Source organism: Leclercia sp. M-A074-M (assembly GCF_965195605.1).
GTDB lineage: Bacteria > Pseudomonadota > Gammaproteobacteria > Enterobacterales > Enterobacteriaceae > Enterobacter.
This window is the reverse complement of record NZ_CBDAHM010000006.1, coordinates 296,095-321,525: the sequence shown is the minus strand read 5'-3', so window position 1 is coordinate 321,525 and position 25,431 is coordinate 296,095. Positions and strand designations below refer to the sequence as shown.

Annotated in this window: 28 protein-coding genes and 1 tRNA gene; 10 read left to right on the top strand and 19 right to left on the bottom strand. The window is 56.2% G+C overall.

The window, feature by feature from the left end; translation table 11 throughout:
- Positions 1–15 precede the first annotated feature (15 nt).
- Positions 16–206 (top strand): hypothetical protein (locus ACOKCT_RS14780; RefSeq protein WP_420193611.1); only part of this gene is annotated, 191 nt, incomplete at its 5' end.
- A gap of 434 nt (positions 207–640) precedes the next feature.
- Here ACOKCT_RS14780 and ACOKCT_RS14775 read toward each other — a convergent pair.
- Positions 641–716 (bottom strand) — tRNA-Phe (locus ACOKCT_RS14775).
- A 95-nt stretch (positions 717–811) separates the two neighbouring features.
- The gene (locus ACOKCT_RS14770; protein WP_103176940.1) at positions 812–1,522 is read right to left on the bottom strand and encodes a DUF554 domain-containing protein; all 711 of its coding nucleotides are present in this window, start codon (positions 1,520–1,522) and stop codon (positions 812–814) included.
- Between the two features lie 398 nt (positions 1,523–1,920).
- Here ACOKCT_RS14770 and ACOKCT_RS14765 point away from each other — a divergent pair, with 398 nt between their 5' ends.
- Positions 1,921–4,056, top strand: a complete 2,136-nt coding sequence (locus ACOKCT_RS14765; protein WP_420193610.1) for an ornithine decarboxylase — start codon at positions 1,921–1,923, stop codon at positions 4,054–4,056.
- A gap of 37 nt (positions 4,057–4,093) precedes the next feature.
- Here ACOKCT_RS14765 and ACOKCT_RS14760 read toward each other — a convergent pair whose 3' ends face one another.
- The 4 genes from ACOKCT_RS14760 to mutY form a co-directional block, all read right to left on the bottom strand.
- Positions 4,094–5,350 carry a nucleoside permease gene (locus ACOKCT_RS14760; RefSeq protein ID WP_103176938.1) on the bottom strand — a complete coding sequence of 419 codons (1,257 nt, stop codon included), beginning with the start codon at positions 5,348–5,350 and terminating at the stop codon, positions 4,094–4,096.
- A 237-nt stretch (positions 5,351–5,587) separates the two neighbouring features.
- Positions 5,588–6,667, bottom strand: a complete 1,080-nt coding sequence (gene mltC / locus ACOKCT_RS14755) for a membrane-bound lytic murein transglycosylase MltC (protein ID WP_103176937.1) — start codon at positions 6,665–6,667, stop codon at positions 5,588–5,590.
- 101 nt (positions 6,668–6,768) lie between these two features.
- On the bottom strand, positions 6,769–7,041 hold the full coding sequence (locus tag ACOKCT_RS14750; protein WP_103176936.1) for an oxidative damage protection protein: 273 nt from the start codon (positions 7,039–7,041) through the stop codon (positions 6,769–6,771).
- A gap of 25 nt (positions 7,042–7,066) precedes the next feature.
- On the bottom strand, positions 7,067–8,119 hold the full coding sequence (gene mutY / locus ACOKCT_RS14745) for an A/G-specific adenine glycosylase (RefSeq protein WP_103176935.1): 1,053 nt from the start codon (positions 8,117–8,119) through the stop codon (positions 7,067–7,069).
- Between the two features lie 144 nt (positions 8,120–8,263).
- Between mutY and trmB the strand changes: the two genes are divergently transcribed.
- From trmB to ACOKCT_RS14730, 3 genes are read left to right on the top strand one after another with little or no spacing between them, the layout of a single operon-like run.
- Positions 8,264–8,983 carry a tRNA (guanosine(46)-N7)-methyltransferase TrmB gene (trmB, locus tag ACOKCT_RS14740; protein WP_103176934.1) on the top strand — a complete coding sequence of 240 codons (720 nt, stop codon included), beginning with the start codon at positions 8,264–8,266 and terminating at the stop codon, positions 8,981–8,983.
- Positions 8,983–9,309 carry a YggL family protein gene (locus ACOKCT_RS14735; RefSeq protein WP_180209608.1) on the top strand — a complete coding sequence of 109 codons (327 nt, stop codon included), beginning with the start codon at positions 8,983–8,985 and terminating at the stop codon, positions 9,307–9,309. Before trmB ends, ACOKCT_RS14735 begins: the two co-directional genes overlap by 1 nt.
- A 52-nt stretch (positions 9,310–9,361) precedes the next feature.
- Complete coding sequence (locus ACOKCT_RS14730) at positions 9,362–10,081, top strand: DUF2884 domain-containing protein (protein ID WP_103176932.1); 720 nt, start codon at positions 9,362–9,364, stop codon at positions 10,079–10,081.
- A 188-nt stretch (positions 10,082–10,269) separates the two neighbouring features.
- Here the strand turns inward: ACOKCT_RS14730 and hemW are convergent, their stop codons facing one another.
- The 5 genes from hemW to ACOKCT_RS14705 are packed head-to-tail and all read right to left on the bottom strand — an operon-like array spanning position 10,270 to position 13,584.
- Positions 10,270–11,412, bottom strand: a complete 1,143-nt coding sequence (hemW, locus tag ACOKCT_RS14725) for a radical SAM family heme chaperone HemW (RefSeq protein ID WP_159339853.1) — start codon at positions 11,410–11,412, stop codon at positions 10,270–10,272.
- Positions 11,405–11,998: an RdgB/HAM1 family non-canonical purine NTP pyrophosphatase gene (gene rdgB, locus ACOKCT_RS14720; protein WP_420193609.1), complete on the bottom strand. Its 594-nt coding sequence runs from the start codon at positions 11,996–11,998 to the stop codon at positions 11,405–11,407. The genes hemW and rdgB overlap by 8 nt, the downstream gene beginning before the upstream one ends.
- 3 nt (positions 11,999–12,001) lie before the next feature.
- Positions 12,002–12,298 carry a DUF167 family protein YggU gene (gene yggU, locus ACOKCT_RS14715; protein WP_103176929.1) on the bottom strand — a complete coding sequence of 99 codons (297 nt, stop codon included), beginning with the start codon at positions 12,296–12,298 and terminating at the stop codon, positions 12,002–12,004.
- The gene (locus ACOKCT_RS14710; RefSeq protein ID WP_103176928.1) at positions 12,295–12,861 is read right to left on the bottom strand and encodes a YggT family protein; all 567 of its coding nucleotides are present in this window, start codon (positions 12,859–12,861) and stop codon (positions 12,295–12,297) included. The genes yggU and ACOKCT_RS14710 overlap by 4 nt, the downstream gene beginning before the upstream one ends.
- Positions 12,862–12,882: 21 nt before the next feature.
- A complete protein-coding gene (locus tag ACOKCT_RS14705) occupies positions 12,883–13,584 on the bottom strand; it encodes a YggS family pyridoxal phosphate-dependent enzyme (RefSeq protein WP_420193608.1) in 702 nt (233 codons plus the stop codon).
- A 17-nt stretch (positions 13,585–13,601) separates the two neighbouring features.
- Between ACOKCT_RS14705 and ACOKCT_RS14700 the strand changes: the two genes are divergently transcribed.
- Both ACOKCT_RS14700 and ACOKCT_RS14695 read left to right on the top strand, forming a co-directional pair.
- Complete coding sequence (locus tag ACOKCT_RS14700; protein ID WP_159339851.1) at positions 13,602–14,585, top strand: type IV pilus twitching motility protein PilT; 984 nt, start codon at positions 13,602–13,604, stop codon at positions 14,583–14,585.
- 91 nt (positions 14,586–14,676) lie between these two features.
- Positions 14,677–15,372: a transcriptional regulator gene (locus ACOKCT_RS14695; protein WP_103176925.1), complete on the top strand. Its 696-nt coding sequence runs from the start codon at positions 14,677–14,679 to the stop codon at positions 15,370–15,372.
- Positions 15,373–15,404: 32 nt separating this feature from the next.
- Here the strand turns inward: ACOKCT_RS14695 and ruvX are convergent, their stop codons facing one another.
- From ruvX to metK, 8 genes are all read right to left on the bottom strand, one after another.
- On the bottom strand, positions 15,405–15,821 hold the full coding sequence (ruvX, locus tag ACOKCT_RS14690) for a Holliday junction resolvase RuvX (RefSeq protein ID WP_103176924.1): 417 nt from the start codon (positions 15,819–15,821) through the stop codon (positions 15,405–15,407).
- Positions 15,821–16,381, bottom strand: coding sequence for a YqgE/AlgH family protein (locus ACOKCT_RS14685; RefSeq protein ID WP_103176923.1), 561 nt, complete (start codon positions 16,379–16,381; stop codon positions 15,821–15,823). The genes ruvX and ACOKCT_RS14685 overlap by 1 nt, the downstream gene beginning before the upstream one ends.
- Before the next feature lie 155 nt (positions 16,382–16,536).
- Positions 16,537–17,484 (bottom strand): glutathione synthase, encoded by a 948-nt coding sequence (gshB, locus tag ACOKCT_RS14680; RefSeq protein WP_114316823.1) that lies wholly within the window; start codon positions 17,482–17,484, stop codon positions 16,537–16,539.
- Between the two features lie 19 nt (positions 17,485–17,503).
- Complete coding sequence (rsmE, locus tag ACOKCT_RS14675; RefSeq protein WP_420193607.1) at positions 17,504–18,235, bottom strand: 16S rRNA (uracil(1498)-N(3))-methyltransferase; 732 nt, start codon at positions 18,233–18,235, stop codon at positions 17,504–17,506.
- Between the two features lie 90 nt (positions 18,236–18,325).
- On the bottom strand, positions 18,326–19,033 hold the full coding sequence (gene endA, locus ACOKCT_RS14670; protein ID WP_103176920.1) for a deoxyribonuclease I: 708 nt from the start codon (positions 19,031–19,033) through the stop codon (positions 18,326–18,328).
- A 94-nt stretch (positions 19,034–19,127) separates the two neighbouring features.
- A complete protein-coding gene (locus ACOKCT_RS14665; RefSeq protein WP_103822812.1) occupies positions 19,128–19,625 on the bottom strand; it encodes a SprT family zinc-dependent metalloprotease in 498 nt (165 codons plus the stop codon).
- Positions 19,626–19,696: 71 nt separating this feature from the next.
- Complete coding sequence (locus ACOKCT_RS14660; RefSeq protein WP_103176918.1) at positions 19,697–21,094, bottom strand: sugar porter family MFS transporter; 1,398 nt, start codon at positions 21,092–21,094, stop codon at positions 19,697–19,699.
- Positions 21,095–21,303: 209 nt separating this feature from the next.
- Positions 21,304–22,458: a methionine adenosyltransferase gene (metK, locus tag ACOKCT_RS14655; RefSeq protein WP_103176917.1), complete on the bottom strand. Its 1,155-nt coding sequence runs from the start codon at positions 22,456–22,458 to the stop codon at positions 21,304–21,306.
- A gap of 419 nt (positions 22,459–22,877) precedes the next feature.
- Here metK and ACOKCT_RS14650 point away from each other — a divergent pair, with 419 nt between their 5' ends.
- The 3 genes from ACOKCT_RS14650 (at position 22,878) to speA (ending at position 25,234) form a co-directional block, all read left to right on the top strand.
- On the top strand, positions 22,878–23,030 hold the full coding sequence (locus tag ACOKCT_RS14650; RefSeq protein ID WP_418936642.1) for a hypothetical protein: 153 nt from the start codon (positions 22,878–22,880) through the stop codon (positions 23,028–23,030).
- An 87-nt stretch (positions 23,031–23,117) separates the two neighbouring features.
- On the top strand, positions 23,118–23,249 hold the full coding sequence (gene yqgB / locus ACOKCT_RS14645; RefSeq protein WP_139156299.1) for an acid stress response protein YqgB: 132 nt from the start codon (positions 23,118–23,120) through the stop codon (positions 23,247–23,249).
- Positions 23,250–23,257: 8 nt separating this feature from the next.
- The gene (gene speA, locus ACOKCT_RS14640; RefSeq protein WP_103830403.1) at positions 23,258–25,234 is read left to right on the top strand and encodes a biosynthetic arginine decarboxylase; all 1,977 of its coding nucleotides are present in this window, start codon (positions 23,258–23,260) and stop codon (positions 25,232–25,234) included.
- Positions 25,235–25,431: the final 197 nt, after the last annotated feature.

Here is a 25,431-nt window from a genome sequence, read left to right as displayed (position 1 = left end):
GTGGGGNCTCCCCNNATGCGAGAGTAGGGAACTGCCAGGCATCAATTAAAGCCGAAAGCCCATCCTCACGGATGGGCTTTTTGCGTTGGGCGTTAAAAAAGCCGGGCGGCGGCTTCGCCTTACCCGGCCTACGGGTCACCCTGTCGATTGTTCAGCAATATCGTGCACTGCCATGTGCATTTCCCGATGACTTAACAGCCATCTAGCGATCGTGTGGTCTATATCGATCGTTACGCAGAGTGCGGTTTTAACGACGGTTAGACGCGAGAAAGGCCAGGGGAGGGGGAACTGCTTTGAAGAGGTTAAGCCTTCCACAACGCCTGTGTGCCACAAATAAGACGTCAGAATGGTTCAACGCTGCTGACGTACTGATAGATGCCCGGAAGCGTTGACAGTAAAGCTGGAAGAGAAAGGGCCGTTGTTAAATTCTGTTTTGCCAAAAGCAAAAACCCGCCTTTTGGGCGGGTTCTTTAAATAGTGGTGCCCGGACCCGGACTAACGCCGGAGGCGTTGAACAGCGTGCTTGCCGCGCTGGCCCCGAAGGGGTGAGCCGCTTGCGGCGAATAATCGAACATCGTTCGATGAAGAGTCCGGCTCTCAGAAAGCAAAAACCCGCCTTTTGGGCGGGTTCTTTAAATAGTGGTGCCCGGACTCGGAATCGAACCAAGGACACGGGGATTTTCAATCCCCTGCTCTACCGACTGAGCTATCCGGGCAACGGGGCGCATTAAACCCGATCTGCCCTCTGTCGTCAACGAAATTTGTTGGTTTCGCTACTGACCGCACACTCTGTCGCCACTTTGCTGCATTATCAGGCAAAAAACGCTGTCCACAGGGCAGAGAGCGGCATGGCGATTGCCAGCGCAGGCAGCATATTCACCACTGCAAACATCTTGATACCGCAGATCCGCAGCCCCGTCGCCAGCAGCAGCAGGCCGCCCACGGCGGTAAAGTCAGCCATCATCGCCGGAGTGGTTAGCGGTAGCAGCAGCGTGGCGCAGGTTGCAAGCACGAGCTGGATAAGCAGCATGGGCACAGAGATCGCGGCGACGGCAATCCCCAGCGTGGTTGCAAAGATTGTGGCGGTAAAGAAATCGAGAAAGGCTTTGGCGATGAGGATACTGGGATCGCCGGTCATCCCTTCCTGCATTGAGCCAAATATCCCCGTGCCGCTGGCGCAGAAGAGAATAATGATGGCGACGTAGTTCTGGATAAATGCGTCGTGGCCACCGCCTTTCTGTTTACCCCGTGAGAGTAAATTTTTCGCTTTGCCGACGGCGCTATTAATACCCTTTTCCAGATAACAAAACTCGCCAATCAGCGCCCCAAGCAGGGTCGCCAGCACCATTACCGGCAGGTTGGCGCATTTGATGACCAGCAAAATGCCAATGCCTAACGACGCCAGACCGAAGATTGAGGGCATGGAGGAGCGGATACGCTCCGGTAATCGCTGGCTGAGCATGGCACCCAGTACACCACCGAGCAGCACGGCTCCGGCATTAATAAATGGTCCAATAACCACTATGAACTCCTGTTATTTACTCATTGATATTGCATTATTATTACTCTTTTCAGTGAGTAACCGCCAAAAGTAATGCTATTTTTTGCATAATGATTCCTCCTTGCGCCTCCTGGCGAAAGGTGACATTATTGCGCGAATTTTCTCCTCTCAGATACGGGGCCGCCCATGAACAGACTTTCTCTCGCTGTACGAATGGCTGGCCGCATCCACACCGCTTATTCTAAGCTCACCATGCGGTGAGGGTAACGCAGGCTCACTGCAGGACAGCAGTAAAACCAGACGCGCTCTGTTTTTACTGATGTCTGGCGGTCGGAGCTGAACTCCGGTCAGACACATTCGTTGGGCAGGGGGACTCCCTGTCCGGGGGTTTTTCTCGCCTTGCACGGGTATTTGCGCTTATGAAATCAATGAAAATTGCCGTCAGCCGTGAGCTGGCCTCCGCCTTATCCACGCACCGGGAAGTGGTGACGCTGGATAACACCGATTTTACGGATGTGGCGGCAGTCGTCATTACCGTCGCTGAAAGCCACAGCGGCATCCTCGCATTACTGAAACGCACCGGTTTTCATTTACCTGTTTATCTGTTCTCACCAGAGCCGGTAGACGCGCCTGCGGGTGTCGATGCGGTAATCGACGGTAAGGCACAGGAGTGGCTTGAGCTGGAAGCGGCGGCCTGTCGCTATGAAGCGAATCTGTTGCCGCCGTTTTTCGACACCCTTAGTCAGTATGTAGCAATGGATAACAGCACCTTTGCCTGTCCTGGGCACCAGCATGGCGCATTCTTTAAGAAGCATCCCGCCGGCCGCCAGTTTTTCGATTTCTTTGGCGAGAACCTCTTTCGTGCCGATATGTGCAACGCCGACGTCAAGCTCGGCGATCTGCTGATCCATGAAGGGTCTGCCAAACATGCGCAAAAGTTTGCGGCGAAAGTATTCAATGCCGACAAAACCTATTTCGTTCTTAATGGCACCTCAGCCGCCAACAAGGTGGTGACTAACGCGCTGCTGACCCGTGGCGATCTGGTGCTGTTTGACCGCAATAACCATAAGTCCAACCATCATGGGGCGCTGATCCAGGCGGGTGCCACGCCGGTTTACCTCGAAGCGGCGCGCAACCCCTTTGGCTTTATTGGCGGCATCGACGATCGCTGTTTTGACGAGGCGTACCTGCGGGAGTTGATCCGTGATGTTGCTCCGGAGAAAGCTCTGGAAGCCCGTCCGTTCCGCCTGGCGGTGATCCAGCTCGGCACCTATGACGGCACCATCTATAACGCCCGTCAGGTGATCGATAAAATCGGCCAGCTGTGCGACTACATCCTCTTCGACTCGGCGTGGGTAGGCTACGAGCAGTTTATCCCGATGATGGCCGACAGCTCGCCGCTGCTGCTGGAGCTAAACGAGAACGATCCGGGGATCTTTGTCACTCAGTCGGTGCACAAACAGCAGGCCGGGTTCTCCCAGACCTCGCAGATCCACAAAAAGGATAACCATATCCGCGGTCAGGCGCGTTTCTGCCCGCATAAGCGCCTGAATAATGCCTTTATGCTGCATGCGTCCACCAGCCCGTTCTATCCGCTGTTTGCGGCCCTTGACGTGAACGCCAAAATCCACGAAGGGGAGAGCGGGCGTCGGCTGTGGGCCGAATGCGTTGAGATGGGCATCGAAGCGCGCAAGGCGATTATCGCCAACTGTAAAATGATTAAGCCGTTTATCCCGCCGGTGGTGGCCGGGCGTCCGTGGCAGGATCATCCTACCCATGCGATTGCCAGCGAGCTGCGTTTCTTCAGCTTTGAACCGGGGGCGAAATGGCACGGCTTTGAGGGGTATGCCGAAGAGCAGTACTTTGTCGACCCGTGCAAGCTGCTGCTGACCACGCCGGGCATCGATGCTGAAAGCGGGGAGTACACCGACTTTGGCATCCCGGCGACCATTCTGGCGCACTACTTGCGCGAGAAAGGCATTGTCCCGGAGAAGTGCGATCTCAACTCCATTCTCTTCCTGCTGACCCCGGCGGAGAGCGCCGAGAAGATGGCGCAACTGGTGGCGATGCTGGGCCAGTTTGAGCAGCACATTGAAGATGACACCCCGCTGGCGGATGTCCTGCCGACCATCTGGAACAAATATCCGGTCCGCTACCGCGACTACACGCTGCGTCAGCTTTGCCAGGAGATGCACGATCTGTATGTCAGCTTTGACGTGAAGGATCTGCAAAAGGCGATGTTCCGCAAAGAGAGCCTGCCCACCGTGGCGATGAATCCGCAGGATGCTAACCAGGCCTTTATTCGCGGTGACGTCGAGCTGGTGCGCATCAGCGAAGCCGAAGGGCGTATCGCGGCGGAAGGGGCGTTGCCATACCCGCCAGGGGTGCTGTGTGTGGTGCCGGGCGAACTGTGGGGTGGAGCGGTGCAGCGTTACTTCCTGGCGCTGGAAGAGGGCGTCAACCTGTTACCCGGTTTTTCTCCGGAACTGCAGGGCGTTTACAGCGAAAAGGATGCGGACGGGATCAAGCGTTTGTACGGGTATGTTCTGAAGTAAAAAAAATCCCCCTCCGCAGGGAGGGGGATTTCACAGATTAATGTGCGACGGTCTGCACACCTGTTGGGGTACGAACATGTTTGTACTTGAACAGCACCATGAACGCGAAGGCCAGTACCAGCGAGTAGCCTGCAAAGATCAGCCATACCGGCTGCCAGTCGGTAATACCGTTGGTGGTATACATCTCCACAACCTTACCGCTCACCACGCCGCCGAGAATACAGCCGAAGCCGTTGGTCATCATCAGGAACATGCCCTGGGCGCTGGCGCGAATTTCCGGACGTACCTCTTTCTCCACAAAGACGGAACCGGAGATGTTGAAGAAGTCGAACGCACAGCCGTAGACAATCATCGACAGCACCAGCAGCACGGTACCGAAGGCTGACGGGTCGCCGTAGGCGAACAGACCAAAGCGCAGCATCCACGCGAAGATACTGATCATCATGACGTTCTTGATGCCGTAGCGGCTCAGGAAGAACGGGATGGTCAGAATGAACAGCGTTTCGGAGATCTGCGAAATGGACATCATCACCGAGGCATGTTCAACGATAAAGCTCCCGGAGAACATCGGGTCGTTATCGAAGCTGTGCAGGAAGGTGTTGCCGAACATGTTAGTGATCTGCAGCTCCGCGCCCAGCAGCATGGAGAAGATGAAGAAGATCGCCATGCGTTTGTTTTTAAACAGCGCGAACGCGTCCAGGCCAAGCATGGAGCTCCAGCTCTGGTTTGTCTGCTGGTTAGAGACCGGAATGTGGGGCAGGGTCAGGGTGAACAGCACCAGCACGATGGAGAGCGCCGCGCCGATATAGAGCTGCATATGGCTCAGCTCAAAGCCGGAGAAGCTCACCGCCCACATCGCCATAATAAAGCCGATGGTGCCCCAGATACGGATCGGCGGGAAGTCGGTCACGATGTCCAGACCTGCCGTTTTCAGGCGATAGTAGGAGATGGTGTTCACAAGCCCAAGCGTTGGCATATAGGCCAGCGAGTTAAGCAGGATCACCACAAACATCGCCCCCGGCGTGGTTACGCCCGCGGCCATAAACAGCGTGGCCGCCCCCACCAGGTGGCAGAAGGCGTAAAGCCATTTCGCGCTGATCCATTTGTCCGCCACGATCCCGAGCAGGGTCGGCATAAATACCGCGGCAATGCCCAGCGAGCTATAGACCGCGCCGATGGAAGCACCATCGAATTTCAGGGTGACAAACATGTAGGAGCCGAGCGTGGTTAGCCAGCTCCCCCACAGACAGAACTGCAGAAACGACAATATTTTAAGCTGCAGCTTAAGGTTCATGTTACTTTCCTCACAAAGAGAGCGGGCTGTATGTTGGTGTAGAAACATTTGGGTTTTGGATTTGATGCAATTCTATCAGCGAGTGGCGTGATGTTTTGTTACCTCCCGCAAAAAAATGCAATCAACATTAATTTGCAGTTTGGATTGTGATGCAAATAACAATTTCCTATGGGTAAGGCGGGCGGGGATCGATGGACTCTTTACCCTCCCCGCGCAGGAGAGGGTAAAAAAGTCACACTACTTTCTACGATAGCTCTTCTGAGCCGTATTGACCTTGTAGAGGTAGCGGCGGGATTCTGCGGAAGGGTGACGGCTGGTGAGGGTCTGGTATACATCCCCCGGTGACATACTGTTGATAATGTTTGCCGCCTGGATTTTATCGCTGGAGAAGACGCGCAGCACGCTGCCTGCGCCGCCGTTGTAGGCGGTGATCACCGCGTAGCGGCGAGAGGTCGGGTTATCGATGCCGCTCAGGTAGACGTTGTTCAGCATCGCCAGGTAGGCGGTACCGGTGTCGATATTGCTGGCAGGATCAAACAGGTAACTGCGGCTTGGCATACCCGATCTTCCCTGCGAGCGGAACACATCTTTCCCGGCGCTGTGCTGCACAACCTGCATCAGGCCCAGCGCGTCGGAACGGCTCACCGCGTAGGGGTTGAACGAGGATTCGGTCTGCATAATCGCCAGGATCAGCGACTCATCGACACCATATTTACGCGACGCCTGGCGCACCATTCCGACATATTTATGAGCACGTTTATCGAGGTGGTTTGGCACCAGGTTAATGGTCACGCTGTAGATAACGCGCAGGCCATTGCTGCGGCTTTTCAGACGCGTCTGCAACAGGTAGTTAGCAAAATTATTAGCACGGCCTTCCCAGCGAATGGACTGGCCGGTTTGATCCACCACCTGGCCATAGAGGAACGGCTCTTTGGAGATGGTGATGTCGTCAGCATCGGAGTAGAGGTCGATAGAGCCCGGATCGTCACCCATCAGCAAGGTTTTCACGATCGCCTCGCGCAAACGCGCCGCAGGATCGGTTCCGGCGATGGTCTCGACGGTAATAGTACCTTCGTCAAAGTTGATGTGGCTGCGGGTCTGGTAAGCGTCGGTATACTTAACGTAGTCCTTTGGTCCTGCGATCAGAACCTCGTTAAATCCCCAGATATTTTCGATGTTATGGGCGAATTGCCCCATCAGAATGTCAAAACCGTTGGTGTCCTTTACCCAGGCTTCGTTATAGCTATCGCCTTTCTTACTGGAGGAACACGAAACAAGTAACGGTGCAACAAGAGCAAGCGCTAAAAATTTTTTCATCATTCCAGGAGTGCGTGTTGTGTCGGTTCTGGGGCTCTTTTCGCCGGGGGCGCTACGCTTACCCGGCCTACAAACCGTAGACCAGGCAAGGCGGCACGATATTATTTTTCTGGTGGCGTATAGCCTTCGATGTGAACGTCTTTGCCTTCAAACAGGAAATTGACCATCTCCTCTTCAAGCTGTTTGCGGTGTTCAACGTTCATCATGTTGAGCTTGCGCTCGTTAATCAGCATGGTTTGCTTGTGTTGCCACTGCGCCCACGCCTCTTTCGAAATTTCGTTATAGATGCGCTTACCCAGATCGCCCGGATAGAGCTGGAAGTCCTGGCCTTCTGCTTCACGCTGCAGGAAGGTGCAAAAAATTGTTCTGGCCATACTGATTCCTCTTTGTCGCCCGGAGCTAAACCGTTGCTCCGACACGTAATTGCTGTAACAGGCGCTCTACGGGAGCCGCGAGCCCCACTGACGGCGGTTGCGCTAAGTTATACCAGAGAGCGGTGCCTTCATCCATGCACGCCGTGAATGAGGACACGGGAAGCCACATTGGAACAATATCCAGATGGAAGTGGCTGAAGGTATGGCGAAACGCGGTGAGCTGCACAAGAGTATCGGCAGGGATGCCGCGTTGCGCCAGCCAGTCGCGAAGATGCTCTTCATCCTCAAACTGCGGGAAGCAGAAGAGACCGCCCCATAAACCGCTTGGCGGACGCTGGGCGAGCCAGACGGTCTCCTCGTGCTGCATCAGCAGAAAATAGCCGGTACGTTCTGGTAAGGTCTGCTTCGGCTTTTTACCGGGATAGTGCGCCCACGACTGGTTAGCATAGGCCACGCAGAGATTATTCAGCGGGCACAGTTCGCATTTCGGTTTCGAGCGGGTGCAGACCATTGCCCCTAAATCCATCATCGCCTGGTTAAAGCGTTCAACACCCTGAGCGGGAGTGACCGCTTCACTGATCTCCCAGAGGCGTTTCTCCACCTCTTTCTTGCCCGGCCAGCCACCGACGGCGTAGCAGCGCGCCAGCACGCGTTTAACGTTGCCGTCGAGAATCGGGAAATGTTTGCCCAGCGAGAGGGAAAGGATGGCCCCGGCGGTGGAGCGCCCCACGCCCGGCAGGGCGGCCACTTCATCGAAGGTTTCCGGGAAGGTGCCACCGTGCAGCGAAACCACCTGCTGGGCGGCTTTATGCAGGTTGCGGGCGCGGGCGTAATAGCCGAGCCCGGTCCACAGATGCAGCACTTCATCCAGCGGGGCGTTAGCCAGATCGGTCACCGTTGGAAAACGCGCCATAAAGCGCTCAAAGTAAGGGATAACCGTCGCGACCTGCGTTTGTTGCAACATCACCTCTGAGAGCCATACTTTGTACGGTGTTTTTTCAATTTGCCAGGGCAGGGTTTTACGCCCGTATTTGTCGTACCAGTCCAGCACCTGGGCTGAAAATTGAGAGGCTTGCATGGTCTTCGCTTTGCGGTATCAGGGAGGCAGATTGCAGCACAGAGGCATGCGGCTGTAAACCGGATCTTTCCCATGCTTGCATCCGGTCATTAACTTTGGATAATGCCCGTTTCCCGAACATTCTCACAAGCAGACTACTCTTTTATGAAAAACGACGTCATATCACCGGAATTTGATGAAAACGGTCGCCCGCTGCGCCGTATTCGCAGCTTTGTCCGCCGTCAGGGGCGCCTGACCAAAGGGCAGCAGCACGCGCTGGATAACTACTGGCCGGTGATGGGCGTTGAGTTCACCGAACAGCCGCTCGACTTTGTGGCGCTGTTTGGCCGCGACGCGCCAATTACACTTGAGATCGGTTTTGGCATGGGCGCTTCGCTGGTGACCATGGCAAAAGCGCGCCCGGAGCAGAACTTCCTCGGCATTGAAGTGCACTCCCCGGGCGTCGGTGCGTGTCTGGCGACCGCCCACGAAGAGGGCGTCGAGAACCTGCGCGTGATGTGTCACGACGCGGTAGAAGTGCTGCACAAGATGATCCCTGACAATTCTCTGAGCATGGTTCAGCTCTTTTTCCCTGACCCGTGGCACAAAGCACGTCATAATAAACGCCGTATCGTTCAGGCGCCGTTTGCTGAGCTTCTCAGAAGCAAACTGAAGCTGGGTGGTGTTTTCCATATGGCAACCGACTGGGAACAGTATGCGGAACATATGCTGGAGGTGATGTCGGCGCTGGACGGGTATAAAAACCAGTCTGCGAGCAATGACTATGTACCGCGTCCTGAATCGCGTCCGGTAACCAAATTTGAACAGCGTGGCCATCGTCTTGGTCACGGCGTATGGGACTTAATGTTCGAGAGGGTAAAATAATGGCAAAGAACCGTAGCCGTCGTCTGCGTAAGAAAATGCACATCGAGGAGTTCCAGGAGGTGGGTTTTTCGGTTGCATGGCGTTTCCCGGAAGGCACCAGCGTAGAAAAAATTGATGAAGATGTCGACGCTTTCATCAATGAAGTCATCGAGCCGAACAAGCTGGCGTTTGACGGCAGCGGCTACCTGGCGTGGGAAGGTTTGATCTGCAAACAAGAGATCGGCAAGTGTAGCGAAGAAGATCAGGCCATGGTGCGTAAGTGGCTGGAAGACCACAAATTCGAAGAGGTGCGCATCAGCGAACTTTTCGACATTTGGTGGGACTAATAGAGCATCAGGGGCCAGCAATTGCTGGCCCATTTTGTATGAGGGAGAATATATGATGCGCAAAACGCTGCTCGCCGCGGCTTTAATGACCACGGCACTCACCGCTCACGCAGAGTACAAATGTGAAGTCACGCCGCGTGACGATGTGATCCTGAGTCCCCAAACCGTGCAGGTAAAAGGTGAGAACGGCAATCTGGTGATCACCCCGGATGGCAACGTCATGTTTAACGGCAAGCAGTACACGCTGAGCGCAGCCCAACGTGAACAGGCAAAAGATTACCAGGCCGATCTGCGCAGCGCGCTGCCGTGGATCGACGAAGGCGCACAGACCCGCGTGGAAAAAGGCCGTGTCGCGCTGGATAAGATCATCGCGAAAGAGGTAGGTGAGAGCAGCAACATGCGCTCGCGGCTCACCAAACTGGACGCGCAGTTAAAAGAGCAGATGAACCGCATTATTGAGCATCGCACCGATGGCCTGACGTTCCACTATAAAGCGATCGATCAGGTACGTGCCGACGGTCAGCAGCTGGTGAACCAGGCGATGGGCGGCATTCTGCAGGACAGCATTAACGAAATGGGCGCCAAAGCGGTACTGAAAGGCGGCGGCAACCCGCTGCAGGGCGTACTGGGTAGCCTGGGCGGCCTGCAAACCGCCATTCAGAACGAGTGGAAAAACCAGGAAGCGGATTTCCAGAGCTTTGGCAAAGATGTGTGTAAGCGTGTTGTCTCGCTGGAAGAGAGCCGAAAGGCGCTGGTGGGGACGTTGAAGTAGTTTAGTGCGTTCTGGGCCCCTCACCTTAACCCTCTCCCTTTCAGGATGAGGGTCGGGGCGAGGGGAGACGTCTCTATGGTCCGCTTTCGGCGAAGCTGTTTCGCATAAGAACCAGTAAGTTCCCTCCCCGCACTCTGCCCGCTTTTCCCTTAACCAGCAGAAGGGGAGGCAAAACCCTGAAGCCTGCTTCAGGACGCTTCGGCGAGGAATAGCTCAAGAAGGGAGTTTAAGAACAGTTTGCCATGCTCGGTTATCTGCCAGTAATCAGCGCATTCGATCAGATACCCCTGCGCCAGCGCTTCGTCAATCTGCGGACGAATGACCGACTCCGGCAACCCGGTATACAACGTAAACTCCTTGCGCGGTGCGGGTTCAAGCAGGCGGAAGCGGTTCATAAAGAACTCAAACGGCTTATCGTCGGCTTCAACATCATGGCTGCGCTCAAGATAGCGTCCTTCCATATAGCCACGCGGATGGCGCGTTTTAGCCGTGCGCAGAATCCGTCCGTCCGGGAAGGTCACTTTGCCGTGGGCGCCACAGCCAATGCCCAGGTAGTCGCCAAAACGCCAGTAATTCAGGTTGTGCTGACACTGGTAGCCAGGCTTCGCGTAGGCCGAGGTTTCGTACTGCTGATACCCGGCGGCGGTCAAAAGCTTGTGGCCCTGCTCGAAAATATCCCACAGCGCGTCATCATCAGGCAGTACCGGCGGGCGTGAACCAAACAGCGTGTTTGGCTCAATGGTCAGCTGATACCAGGAGAGGTGCGGCGGGTTCAGCTCAATGGCCTGACGCAGATCGTCCAGCGCTTCCTCCAGGGATTGATCCGGCAGGCCGTGCATCAGGTCGAGGTTAAAGCTGCGCAATCCCAGCCCGGTCGCCAGGTGAGCGGCACGTTTCGCCTCATCCGGGCCATGAATGCGCCCCAGACGCGTTAACTTCGGCGCGCTAAAGCTCTGCACGCCAATAGAGATACGGTTCACCCCGGCGCGCTGATACTCCACAAAACGGTCGGCCTCAACGGTACCTGGGTTGGCCTCCATGGTAATCTCTGCATCCGCTGCCAGATTAAGGCGCGCTCGCACGCCATCCAGCAGCGTTTGCATCGCCGGCCCTGAGAGCAGGCTCGGCGTACCGCCACCGATAAAAATGGTCTTTACTTCACGTCCCTGCGCGTAAGGTCCGTCGGCGTCCAGATCGGCAAGCAGATGCTGAACGTAATCGTCATGGGGCACTTCGCCTTTTAGCGCATGCGAGTTGAAATCGCAGTACGGGCATTTCTGCACGCACCACGGGATGTGAATATAAAGACTCAATGGTGGCAAATTAGCCATTACGTAATGCTTCCAGTAACAGTTTCAGGGCGCGTCCACGATGGGAAATCGCGCTTTTTTCTTCGCGGGTCAGTTCCGCAGCGGTTTTGCCCTCGCTCGGGACAAAGAAGATCGGATCGTAGCCAAAGCCGCCATTGCCTGCCGCCTCGCGGGCTATCACGCCCGGCCAGCTGCCGTGGCAGACCAGCGGCGTTGGGTCTTCAGCGTGTCGCATATAGACCAGCACGCAGTGGAACTGCGCCTTGCGCTGCTCATCCGGCACATCCTTGAGCGTTTCCAGCAGCTTTTCGAGATTCTGCTGATCGCTGGCATCGACGTCAGAATAGCGGGCGGAGTAAATTCCTGGCGCGCCGCCAAGGGCATCTACCGCCAGGCCAGAGTCATCGGCAATGGCCGGTAAGCCGGTGACCTGTGCAGCATGGCGCGCCTTCAGAATGGCGTTTTCAATAAAGGTCAGGCCGGTCTCTTCTGCAGAGTCCACCCCCAGTTCGGTCTGGGCAACCACATCCAGACCAAAATCATTTAACAGCGAGGCCAGCTCGCGCACTTTACCGGCGTTACCGGTAGCGAGAACAACTTTTTGCATCTGTTAATCCTGTTGTATCAGTGCCGCGACTTCCGTCGGGATTTGTTGCGGATGAAGAATTTTGACCTGCTTGTGACGGCCCAGTTCACCTTTCTCGATCAGCACCTGGCTTTTCGCAACGCGAAACTGCTTCGCCAGATACTTCACCAGATGGGCATTGGCCTGGCCGTCCACAGGAGGGGCAGTGATGGCGACTTTTACTTCATCGCCATGCAGCCCGATAATCGTGTCGCGGCTGGCTTTCGGCTGAATATACAGCCATAAAACCAGCCCATCGGCGCAGGTGCTGACAGCACTCATAACGCCATCCACAGCCCCGGCAGTAGCATATTGCCTGTGGACTGCAGCAGTTCAGCGATACCCATATTGATCACGTACAGCAGCAGTACGAGGATCATTGGAGAGAAGTCGATCCCGCCCATGGCCGGCAGCAGATTACGAATCGGGCGCAGCAGCGGGTCTGCAAGCTGAATCAGGACATACTCCACCGGGCTACGGCCCTGGCTTACCCAGCTCATGATCGCCATCAGCAGCAGAACCCAGAAAATCAACAGGCCGATCGTTTTTATCAGGATCAACACCGCCGCGATCCAGATGATCGGCTGGAAGGTGATGACCATAAACAGCACGATCGCTTTCACCACGCACAGGATCAGCGCAACCAGCAGGGAGGCGCTGTCAATCGGGCCCATTGGCGGGATCACCCGGCGCAGCGGTCCGACAATCGGTTGGGTCACTTTCACGACAAACTGTGAGAAGGGGTTGTAAAAATCACAACGGGCCCACTGCATCCAGACGCGTAACAAAAGCACCATCGTATACAGTTCAATGACCGTTGAGAGCAGGAAGGTCAACGTCTTCATGGCGTTCCTCAGGTTTCCTTATTATTGGGTGTAATCGCGCGCGCCGAAAATTGCTGTCCCGATGCGCACCATGGTGCTGCCAGCCGCAATCGCGGCGGCCATATCGTCCGTCATGCCCAGTGAAAGCGTGTCGACCGTTGGGTAGCGCGTTTTAAGCGCCTCAAATGCTACAGCCATTTGCCGGGCTACGGCAAACTGCCTGTCGTAATCTGTTTCAGGGGCCGGGATCGCCATTAACCCGCGCAGGCGAAGGCCGGGCAGAGCGGCAACCTGTTCCGCCAGCAGATCCAGGGCATCCAGCGCAATGCCGGATTTACTGTTCTCATCGCTAATGTTGATTTGGATCAGCACGTTAAGCGGCGTCATCTCTGCCGGGCGCTGCTCGCTCAGACGGGTGGCGATGCGCAGACGATCAACGGTATGACACCAGTCGAAATGCTCCGCCACCAGCCGGCTTTTGTTCGACTGTAGTGGTCCGATAAAGTGCCACTGCAGATCCGCGGTGCCCTTTTCCCGGAAATGGCGGATTTTTTCCACCCCTTCCTGCACGTAGTTTTCACCGAACATGCGCTGGCCTGCATCAATGGCTTCTGCGATAGCGTTCGCAGGCTTGGTTTTACTGACTGCAAGCAACGTAACTTCTTCTGAAGCACGGCCGCAACCTGTTGCCGCGGCTGAGATTTTGTCCCTGACCTGTGCCAGGTTATGCGCAATGTCGTTCATTTTCCGGGGATCATTAAATGGATATGGAAGAAATTGTGGCCCTTAGTGTAAAGCATAATGTGTCGGATCTACACCTGTGCAGTAACGCACCACCTCGCTGGCGGCGGCGAGGGAAAATGGAATTTGCTCCCTTTCCGGGGCCGGAGGTCGCGATGCTGCTGAAAAGCTGGCTTAGCGACGAGCAGCAGGGGGCATGGTGCGCCCAGGGGCAGGTGGATTTTGCCGTTACGCTTGCGAGCAGGCAGCGGCTGCGGGCCAGCGCCTTTGCGCATATGCAGGGGTGTTCTCTGGTGCTCCGCCTGCTTCCAGACGCGTGCCCGCAGTTGCGCACCCTGGGAGCGCCGCGGGCGATACCCGAACTGCTGGCAAATGATAACGGTTTGATACTGGTGACCGGGGCGACAGGCAGCGGTAAATCCACCACCCTTGCGGCAATGGTCGATTTTCTCAATCACCATAGCGACGGGCATATCCTGACGCTCGAAGATCCGGTGGAATTTATCCATCAAAGCAAGCGTTGCCTGGTTCAGCAGCGGGAGATTGGCCTGCATTGCCTCTCCTTTGCCGACGCGCTGCGGGCAGCCTTACGTGAAGATCCTGATGTGATCCTGCTGGGCGAACTGCGTGACAGCGAGACGATACGTCTTGCGCTTACCGCCGCAGAGACCGGGCATCTGGTGCTGGCGACGCTCCACACCCGGGGCGCCGCCCAGGCAGTGGAGAGGCTGGTGGATGCCTTCCCCGCGCAGGAAAAAGAGCCGGTACGGAAACAGCTGGCAGGCAGCCTGCGCGCCGTGCTGGCGCAAAAACTCGAAAGGGATAATCAGCAGGGGCGCGTCGCGCTGTTCGAATTACTGGTTAATACCCCTGCGGCAGCCAATTTAATCCGCGAAGGAAAAACCTGGCAACTGCCCGGCGTGATCCAGACCGGGCAGCAGGCTGGCATGCAAAACTTCGAGCAGAGCCTGGCTGAGCGCAGGGCGCAGGGGCGATTGTCATGAGCCTGTGCCAGCAGAGAATGCCTCTCATGGCCTTGTTTCCTGCGGTACGGGCGCTAAAATCGAGTTCTGATTGCACTGATTGAAAGCGGCTATGTCATCACAACCGAACCAAAGTCTTATCGACGGCATTCGCTGTCTGCAATATCTGGTTTCCAGCGACCGTGCTATCGGTTGCCGTGAACTCGCACGACTGATGGGGATCAACACCACTCGGGTGAACCGTTTGCTGATGACCATGGCCTCTATTGGCCTGACCATGCAGGACGAGCATCGTCGCTACCTGCCTGGTCCCGGCATTCATGCCCTGGCGGCGCAGTCCATCCGTGGCTCGGAGCTTTTCTCCCGCGCCTTGCCCCGGCTGGAGCGCCATGCGCCACGCGATATCGTGGTGGCCCTGGGCGTGCTGTGGGAGGATCAGGTCATCTATATCTGGCACGCCGTTCCCGGCAGCCAGGCCAGCCAGGCGCTGGCCGGATTCCATATGCTCCCTGCCTGGCAATCGGTGATTGGCATGTCGCTACTGGCGAGCGAACCGGATGACGCGCTAATCCCACGCTTTACGCCAGAGCAGTGGCAAAACCTCGCCCCGCATGTGGCCCAGCAGCGCGAGCAGGGACGTGTGATCTGGCATCATGACGACGGTGAAGTGTCGATGGCGGTGCCCGTAGGGGCGCACCATGCCGCGCTGGCCTTTGCCGGCATGTGGAATATTGACGATGAGAGCGTCCGCTCCCGTCTTGATGAGCTGACCGCGCTCAACGCTACGCTGCTGGCGGACCGGGAATGAATTGCCCGGATTGCCGGGCAAAGAGAGGGGGATCAGTAACCCTGCTCGAAGAAACTTTCGAGAATAATCACCGCAGAAGCGGAATCGACGCTGCCTTTGTTTAGCGCGCGAAAACCGCCATGCTCGAACAGACCGGCGCGGGCTTCAACCGTGCTTAACCGTTCGTCATGCAGCTTAATCGCCACGCCAAAACGGCCATGAATTTTATTGGCAAAATTGCGCGCCCGGGCAGTTAGTGGCTGTTCTGTGCCATCCATATTCAACGGTAAACCGACGATGACCTCGTCCGGCTGCCACTCTTTCAGCAGTCGTTCGATCAGGTTCCAGTCCGGGATGCCATTTTGCGCTTTCAGCGCCGTCAGCGGGCGGGCGGTGCCGGTGATGCGCTGGCCGATCGCCACGCCGATACTTTTAGTGCCGAAATCAAAGGCGAGAAGCGTGCCGCTCATCAGGCATGCCCCGCGACGCCAGGCATGGTCTGGATATCAATGCCAATCAGTTTTGCCGCATCCCGCCAGCGATCGGCGATGGGGGTTTTAAACAGAATGTTCAGATCTGCCGGGGCAGTGAGCCAGGCATTATCCAGGATCTCCTGCTCAAGCTGGCCTTTTTCCCATGAGGCGTAACCGAGCGCCACAAGCACATCCGCCGGCTGGCTGGTGGTGCCCAGCGTCTCCAGCACGTCACGGGAGGTGGTCACAACGGTATTGTCAGAGATGCGGATGCTGGAGGAGAAACCGGGCGGCGTATGCAAAATAAAGCCGCGATCTTCTGCCAGCGGGCCACCCAGCATCACCGGTTTGTCGAGACGAATTTCAGGAACACGTTCGTCCTGGGAAATTTTCAATTTTTCCAGAATGCCTTCAACAGTCAGATTTTCCAGCGGTTTATTGATGATAATCCCCATCGCACCCTCTTCGCTGTACTCGCAGATATACACGACGGAACGGCGGAAAATCGGATCCTGGAGAGCAGGCATGGCAATCAGAAAGTGATGCTGTAAATTCATTGTCAGAGGTTCAGTTTCCTGGTTTAAAAAGCGACAGTACCCAGTATGCGGACAAAACCCGACACTGTCACTATACACTTCACCCTTCACGCTGCCGGGGCAACGGCTGCGCCTTGATGCAGCATGAAGGGTTGTGTGTATAAATATTGGGACTGTTACTGCTTCAGCCGTTTTTCGATCGCATCCATCAGCATGCCGGTGATAGACACCGGGAACTCAGCTTCGATTTCACGAATACAGGTCGGGCTGGTCACGTTCACTTCTGTCAGGCGATCGCCAATGATGTCGAGGCCAACGAAGATCAGCCCTTTGGCTTTTAACAGCGGGCCCACGCGGCGGGCAATTTCCCAGTCGCTTTCGGTCAGCGGACGCGGCTCGCCACGGCCACCGGCCGCCAGGTTACCACGGGTTTCGCCACCCTGCGGAATACGCGCCAGGCAGTAAGGCACCGGCTCGCCGTCCACCACCAGCACGCGCTTGTCGCCGTCGACAATCGCCGGAATATAGTTCTGCGCCATGCAGTAGCGGGTACCGTGCTCGGTCAGCGTTTCGGCGATCACCCCCAGGTTTGGGTCACCCTCTTTAACGCGGAAGATTGAGGCACCGCCCATGCCGTCCAGCGGTTTCAGGATGATATCGCCATGTTTCTGCCAGAAGGCTTTCAGCTGCGCTTTATTGCGCGTTACCAGCGTCTCTGGCGTCAGGTCGGAGAACCAGGCGGTGTAGAGCTTCTCGTTACAGTCGCGCAGGCTCTGCGGTTTGTTGACGATCAGGGTGCCTTTCTCTTCTGCGCGCTCCAGGATATAGGTGCAGTAGATGTATTCCGTGTCGAACGGCGGGTCTTTACGCATCAGGATCACGTCAAGTTCGGCAAGCGGCAGATCCTGCTCGGAACCAAACTCGTACCATTTATCGTAATTCTGCTCGACGTTGACGATGCGGGTGCGCGCACGCGCCTCGCCGTTAATCAGGTAGAGGTCGCTCATCTCCATATAGTGGAGCTGATAGCCGCGACGTTGCGCTTCCAGCAGCATAGCGAAGCTGGAATCTTTCTTGATATTGATGCTTGCGATGGGGTCCATCACGATGCCGAGCTTGATCATTGTCTTCTCCGTTAATGCTTCAACCTAAATCACCAAAACGCACCTGCAGGGCAGTGATGGCGGTTAGCGCGGTGGTCTCAGTACGCAGAACGCGGGGTCCCAACAGAATATCAGTAAACTGGTAGCGTGCGGTCATGGCGATCTCATCCGCCGACAGGCCGCCTTCCGGACCGATCAACAAACGCACGCGCTCAACCGGCAGCGGCAGGGTGTTGATGCTGGCGCTGGCGCGGGGATGAAGGTTGAGCTTCAGACCCTGCTCCTCTTCCGCGCACCAGGCTTCAAGATCCATGGCCGGACGGATCTCCGGGACGCGGTTGCGGCCACACTGCTCACAGGCGGCAATGGCGATTTTTTGCCACTGCTGGAGCTTCTTATTCAGACGTTCAGCATCCAGTTTAACCCCGCAGCGCTCAGAAAAAAGTGGCGTAATGAGGCTTACACCCAGTTCGATCGATTTCTGGATGGTGAATTCCATTTTTTCGCCGCGCGACATCACCTGGCCTAAATGGATATGCAGCGGTGATTCACGATCGTCGATGTCGCTATGCAGGACGCTGACCTGCACGCTTTTTTTATCGGCGCGGATGATTTCGGCGTCAAAAACCTGATTTGATCCATCAAACAGTTGAATCGCCTGGCCTGCACCCATGCGCAGCACGCGGCCAACATGGTTGGCGGCCTCTTCCGAGAGGGCGATTTCACTGCCAGCGGCGAGCGGTTCAGGGTGATAAATACGAGGAACACGCATAGTTAAGAAATCCATCAAGAGCTGAGTCCCCCTCACCCCACAGGGGAGAGGGGGAGGGGGACGCTAAGAAACAGTTGCCGCTAGTGTAGGTTAGCTCTTTTGCGCCTGGCAAGCGCGCTGGACGTAAGGGTTGTGATTCCCCTGCACTTTGGCGATGCGCTCGTCTCGTATGCACTCCCAGGCCGTGACCGGATAGAGTTTATCCCAGGCGTTGAAGAGCTGGGTCTGCTGGCGGGAGAGGTTGAGGTGATACCTGTCGCGCATGTAGAAATAGATGCGGGCGATGCTGCCGCGGGCGCGGGCAGGCGGCTCGGCAAGTTTCTCCTTGAAATCGACCTTCATGGCGCACTGGCCATACTGGCCTTCGCCGCCGTTCCACTGGCTGTACATAAAGTTGCCGCGATCGCCATTTACCTCGCCCACGGCGGGTTGCAGGTTATGCATATCGCTCTCTATCTGGCGATAGATCGGGTCTTTGGCGCAGTTTTTACGTCCGCCATCCTGCCAGCACTGACGCTGGTGGCCGAACTGCCAGGCCGGGACCACATGTTCCCATTCGATACGGCTGGCACGGTTCTCATTTTTACGCACTTTGTAGCCGCAGGACTGCAGATCCACGACCCCTTTTTTGCCCTGCCAGTTAATTTTACAGCCGCAGTAAAAATCGCCCGGCACGTCGGCATTAACCTTTACGCCTGCGGCTTTTGCCTGGGAAAAACTGTGGATACCTTCGGCCAGCGCATGGCCTGAGAACGCCGTCGTCAGAAACGCGACCGCGAGAGAGAAATTACGGGACATCGTGAACTCCGTGTCAAAACGAGCCCGCAACGTAACGAAAGTTATTCCTGTATGCAATCAGGCAGATCATGAATGTTCCTGATTGTTCTGCCGGTTACTCAGCGATAAGGGGTTCACCGCACTTGACGCAGCGGTAGGTGGCTTCACCGCGCACCACCCGATTATGGCGACGCACCGTAAGCTGGTGCTGCTGACAGGGGCAGCGATAGGGGAACGTATTGCGCCGAACGGAATCAAGCTCGAACTGGTGGGTTCGGCGAGCCGGTACGCCCAGCACCGCTTCCATCATCCATTTCCACTCTTTGCCGTGCGGCGCCACGCGGCCAAAGTGCTTCCAAACCAGCAGATGCGCCAGTTCATGCGGCACCACCTCGTCAATAAACGCCTGCTGGTTTTCCAGCATTAAAACAGGGTTAAGGCGGATCTCGTACGCATCCAGCCAGGCGGTGCCTGCTGCGGTGCCGCGCTGCTGCCACACCAGCTTAGGTTCAGGGTAGTTCCGGTCGAGTTTCAGATTGGCCTGGGCCAGTTTATCGCGCAGGCTGCGCATAGCGGCTTGCTGAAGCGCAATAGGGAGACGGGGTGTTTTCATAGGAGCAGAGCATAGAGCCTGCGGCGAGGCGGTGCAAGCGGCTTCCTCCGCAGGGGAGGAAGCCGGACGGATTAGTCGTGGGAGCCAATTTCGCGCAGTGGGCGACCTTTCATCAGGTTGCGTTCAATATGTTCCAGCGAAACATGTTTCGTTTCAGGAACCAGCCACAGCGTCAGCACGATAAACAGCAGGTTCAGACCGCCGTACACCCAGAAGGTGTTGGCATTACCCAGCGTATCGAGCATGGTCAGGAAGGTTGCGCCGACAATCATGTTGGCGATCCAGTTGGTGGCGGTGGAGCAGGTAATACCGAAGTCGCGGCCTTTCAGCGGCTGGATCTCAGAACAGAGTACCCAGATCAGCGGGCCCGCGCTCATCGCAAAACCAACAATAAACATCAGCAGCATCCCGACGGCTACGTACTGCATCGCGGTGGAATCAATACCCACATGCAGCATTGTACCCAGCACACCCATACCGGCGGCCATCACCAGGAAGCCCAGCGTCAGCGTCGGTTTACGACCCCAGCGATCCACCAGACCGATGGCGATAAAGGTCGCCAGCACGTTGGTCAGGCCGACAATCACGGTGCCCCACATCTGCTGAGTGGTGTTGCTGTAACCCGCCAGCTCAAAGATTTTCGGCGCGTAATACATAATGACGTTCATCCCGGTGAACTGCTGCATGATCTGCAGCAGCACGCCAAGGAACACCGCCCGACGGAAATTGCTGTTCTCTTTAAACAGCGCCCAGCCGCTCTGTTTGACCTGCAGGCTTTCGCGGATCTCTTCCAGCTCACGCTTCGCTTCCGCGCTGGTATCGCGCAGGCGCAGCAGGACGCGCTCCGCATCGTTAAAGCGCCGTTTAGCCGCAAACCAGCGCGGGCTGTCAGGCAGGAAGAAGACGCCAATCAGCAGCAGTACCGCCGGGATAATGATCACGCCCAGCATCCAGCGCCATGCGCCGCTGTAGCTGAAGGCGGTGTCAGAAAGATAGGCGCCAAGAATACCGATAGTGATCATCAGCTGATACATGGAGATCATGCTGCCGCGGATTTTCTCCGGTGCAATCTCAGACAGATACAGCGGCGCGGTATAAGAGGCCACACCCACCGCCAGACCCAGCAGCACACGCGAAGCAATCAGCACTTCCACGTTCGGCGCCGCGGCAGAGAAGAGCGAACCGGCGACAAACAGAATCGCACCAATCATCAGGCTCTTTTTACGCCCGAGTTTGAAGGAGAGCCAGCCGCTGCCAACTGCCCCAACCGCAGCCCCGAACATCATCGAGCTGACCACCCACTCCTGGGTATGGGAATCGATCTGGAATTCGTCAGTAATGAACGGCAGGGCGCCGGCAATCACGCCGATATCGAGGCCGAAAAGTAATCCTGCCAGTGCTGCGAGGAAGCAGACGAAGAATGTCATCGTCTTGTTGGACGTCCGCCCCTGTTTTTTATTATCAGGCATGAAGCCCTCCAGTTGGTTTTTTGTTTTATGAATGTAAAGTTTTGAATGGGATGCTGTAAAAGTATGTGAGAGGGGCGGGACAGACAAAGAGAGTATTCCGAAAGGGCTGCGTTTTTATCGCGATGTAAGCGATTTCAGGCGGGGCATTCAGGGGGATAAAAAACAAAAAGCCAGCACGAGGCTGGCTTTTTCAGTAAGCGGTCAGTCGATTATTTCAGACCGGCAGCTTCACGCAGCAGAGCGGCTTTGTCGGTTTTTTCCCATGGGAAATGTTCGCGACCAAAGTGACCGTATGCAGCGGTTTCTTTGTAGATTGGGTGCAGCAGATCCAGCATCTGAATCAGACCGTACGGACGCAGGTCGAAGAACTCGCGTACCAGCAGGGTCAGCTGTTCTGAAGGCACTTTTTCAGTACCGAAGGTTTCAACCATGATGGAGGTCGGTTCCGCCACGCCGATAGCGTAGGAGACCTGGATCTCACAGCGGTCTGCCAGGCCAGCAGCCACGATGTTCTTGGCAACATAACGTGCTGCGTAGGCTGCGGAACGGTCAACTTTAGACGGATCCTTACCGGAGAATGCGCCGCCACCGTGACGCGCCATGCCACCGTAAGTATCAACGATGATCTTACGTCCGGTCAGGCCGCAATCGCCCATTGGTCCACCGATAACAAAGCGGCCCGTTGGGTTAATGAAGTATTTGGTGGAACTATTCAGCCATTCGGTTGGCAGAACCGGCTTGATGATCTCTTCCATCACCGCTTCCTGCAGGGATTTCTGCTCGATATCTTCAGCGTGCTGAGTAGAGAGAACCACCGCGTCAATGCCGACAATTTTGCCGTCGTCGTACTGGAAGGTGACCTGGCTTTTCGCATCCGGACGCAGCCACGGCAGGGTGCCGTTTTTACGCACTTCAGCCTGACGCTGCACCAGACGGTGCGCATAGGTGATTGGCGCTGGCATCAGCACGTCGGTTTCGTTGGTAGCGTAGCCAAACATCAGGCCCTGGTCGCCTGCACCCTGTTCCAGCGGATCGGCACGGTCAACGCCCTGGTTGATGTCAGGGGACTGTTTGCCAATGGCGCTCAGGACGGCGCAAGAGTTGGCATCAAAGCCCATATCAGAATGCACATAGCCGATTTCACGTACGGTGTTACGGGTGATCTCTTCGATATCAACCCATGCACTGGTCGTGATTTCACCGCCTACCATCACCATGCCGGTTTTGACATAGGTTTCACACGCTACGCGCGCCTTTGGATCCTGCTCGAGGATCGCATCCAGCACGGCATCGGAAATTTGGTCAGCAATTTTATCAGGATGTCCTTCTGATACAGACTCGGACGTAAACAGGTGTTTTGCCATGTTTTAATTTACCTAAGGAGAATTTGTTTAGCTCAAACTGTCGTGTGGGATAGCCGTGGCAGGTTTTTCCACCAGGACTTGCAGATGGTGACACTGGCAGTCTGAGTGTTAATCGGTATGGATGGATTAACATCTGGATGGCTATTTTAGGTCACTTCTTCGCCCGATTTCCAGCTTTTTTTAAATGTATCCACACGCCCCTGAAAACCCTGCTGGAAATTTTTGCTGACGGTGCGTCAATGCCCGCATTTATATTTTGCATTTTCCGCGTCTTGTCGGTATAAAACGCGGCGCGCGGCTCATACAAAAAAGCACACGACGTTTCTTCGTGTCGCCACTTCCAGCCGGGTAAAGCAGTGAACTTTTAGCTTTAACTTGTCGCGAGCTTCATCGGGCTTGCGTGGAGGTGATACGAGATAATGAACCGTCGTTTTCCGCTAATTCAGTTCTGCCTTTCAGGCCGGAACATGTACCCCGCCATTCGCATTTCTAATCTGCAAACCTGCCGATGTTATACCCATCTCGGCGCTTCTCAGGATTCCCGGGCAGGCACTACGCTTTGTGAAGACTGAACAAGGGCGCTCTTGTTAATACAAGAGTTTTCTCGTGGTTTCGCCGGACCTTGTCATACAGAGTTCGGATACGTGTTTTACAATGATATGAATAAGAAACCGGTCGCACGGCCCGGCTTTCAGCATTCTGTGCTGGAAAACCGGTCGGATAATGGGTTGTTATCGCAGATTGACGCTGCGATAGTAGTCAACTGTTTTACACTTAATAGTAAGAGTTGAGGTTCGCTATGTCTGACGACATGTCTTCGTTTTCGCCTTCGTCAGCGGGCGAACAGGGTGTACTACGTTCTATGCAGGAGGTTGCGATGAGCTCCCAGGAAGCCAGCAAGATGCTGCGCACATACAATATTGCGTGGTGGGGTAACAACTACTACGACGTCAACGAGCTGGGCCACATCAGCGTTTGCCCGGATCCTGACGTACCGGAAGCGCGCGTCGATCTCGCCAAACTGGTAAAAGCACGCGAAGCGCAGGGCCAGCGTCTGCCCGCTCTGTTCTGCTTCCCGCAGATCCTGCAACACCGTCTGCGCTCCATTAACGCCGCCTTTAAGCGCGCGCGTGAATCCTACGGCTATAACGGCGACTACTTCCTGGTTTATCCGATCAAGGTAAACCAGCATCGTCGCGTTATTGAATCCCTGATCCACTCCGGCGAACCGCTGGGTCTGGAAGCCGGTTCCAAAGCGGAACTGATGGCGGTGCTGGCCCATGCCGGCATGACCCGCTCGGTGATCGTCTGTAACGGTTATAAAGACCGTGAATACATTCGTCTGGCGTTGATCGGTGAGAAGATGGGCCACAAGGTCTATCTGGTCATCGAGAAGATGTCTGAGATTAACATTGTGCTGGAAGAGGCCGAACGTCTGAACGTGGTGCCGCGCCTGGGTGTACGTGCACGTCTGGCCTCCCAGGGCTCCGGCAAGTGGCAGTCCTCCGGCGGTGAAAAATCCAAATTCGGCCTCGCGGCGAACCAGGTTCTGCAGCTGGTGGAGATCATGCGCGAGCGTGGTCGTCTGGACAGCATCCAACTGCTGCACTTCCACCTCGGTTCCCAGATGGCCAACATCCGCGATATCGCCACCGGCGTGCGCGAGTCGGCCCGTTTCTACGTCGAGCTGCATAAGCTGGGCGTGAATATCCAGTGCTTCGACGTGGGCGGCGGCCTGGGCGTGGACTACGAGGGTACTCGCTCCAAGTCTGACTGCTCCGTGAACTACGGCCTGAACGAATATGCGAACAACATCATCTGGGCAATCGGCGATGCCTGCGAAGAGCACGGCCTGCCGCACCCGACGGTGATCACCGAGTCCGGGCGCGCGGTGACCGCGCACCATACGGTGCTGGTCTCCAACATTATTGGCGTTGAGCGCAACGAATACACCGAAGCCACACCGCCTGCTGACGACGCGCCACGCGCCCTGCAGAGTATGTGGGAAACCTGGCAGGAGATGCACGAGCCGGGCACCCGCCGTTCCCTGCGCGAGTGGCTGCACGACAGCCAGATGGACCTGCATGATATTCATATCGGCTATTCATCCGGTACGTTCAGTCTGCAGGAGCGCGCCTGGGCAGAGCAGCTCTATCTGAACATGTGTCACGAAGTGCAGAAACAGCTCGATCCGAGCAACCGTGCGCACCGTCCGATCATCGACGAGTTGCAGGAGCGTATGGCGGACAAAATGTACGTCAACTTCTCGCTGTTCCAGTCGATGCCGGATGCGTGGGGTATCGATCAGCTGTTCCCGGTCCTGCCGCTGGAAGGGCTGAACCAGGTGCCTGAGCGCCGCGCGGTGCTGCTGGATATCACCTGTGACTCCGACGGCGCGATCGATCACTACATTGACGGTGACGGTATCGCTACCACCATGCCAATGCCGGAGTACGATCCGGAGAACCCACCTATGCTGGGCTTCTTTATGGTCGGGGCCTATCAGGAGATCCTGGGCAACATGCACAACCTGTTTGGGGACACCGAAGCGGTTGACGTGTTTGTCTTCCCTGACGGCAATGTGGAAGTGGAGCTCTCTGACGAGGGCGACACCGTGGCGGACATGTTGCAGTACGTGCAGCTCGATCCGAACAAACTGCTGACCCAGTTCCGCGATCAGGTGAAAAAGACCGACCTGGACGATACGTTGCAGAAACAGTTCCTGGAAGAGTTTGAAGCCGGTCTGTACGGTTACACGTATCTGGAAGACGAGTAATGACGGTGCCCGGCGACGTTTGCGTCGCCGGGCTTTTCCTGCCCCAGCCAGTAGATGGCGATCACAATATCCTGCCTCTCAAATGTGAGTTAGATCACCTGAAATTTCCCCGGGTCGTGATCGGCCTCGCTTTTTCTACCGCTCATTGCGCTAACCGCTCTTTTCCTTTTGCCTGACGGATTTACTTCCCGCCCCTG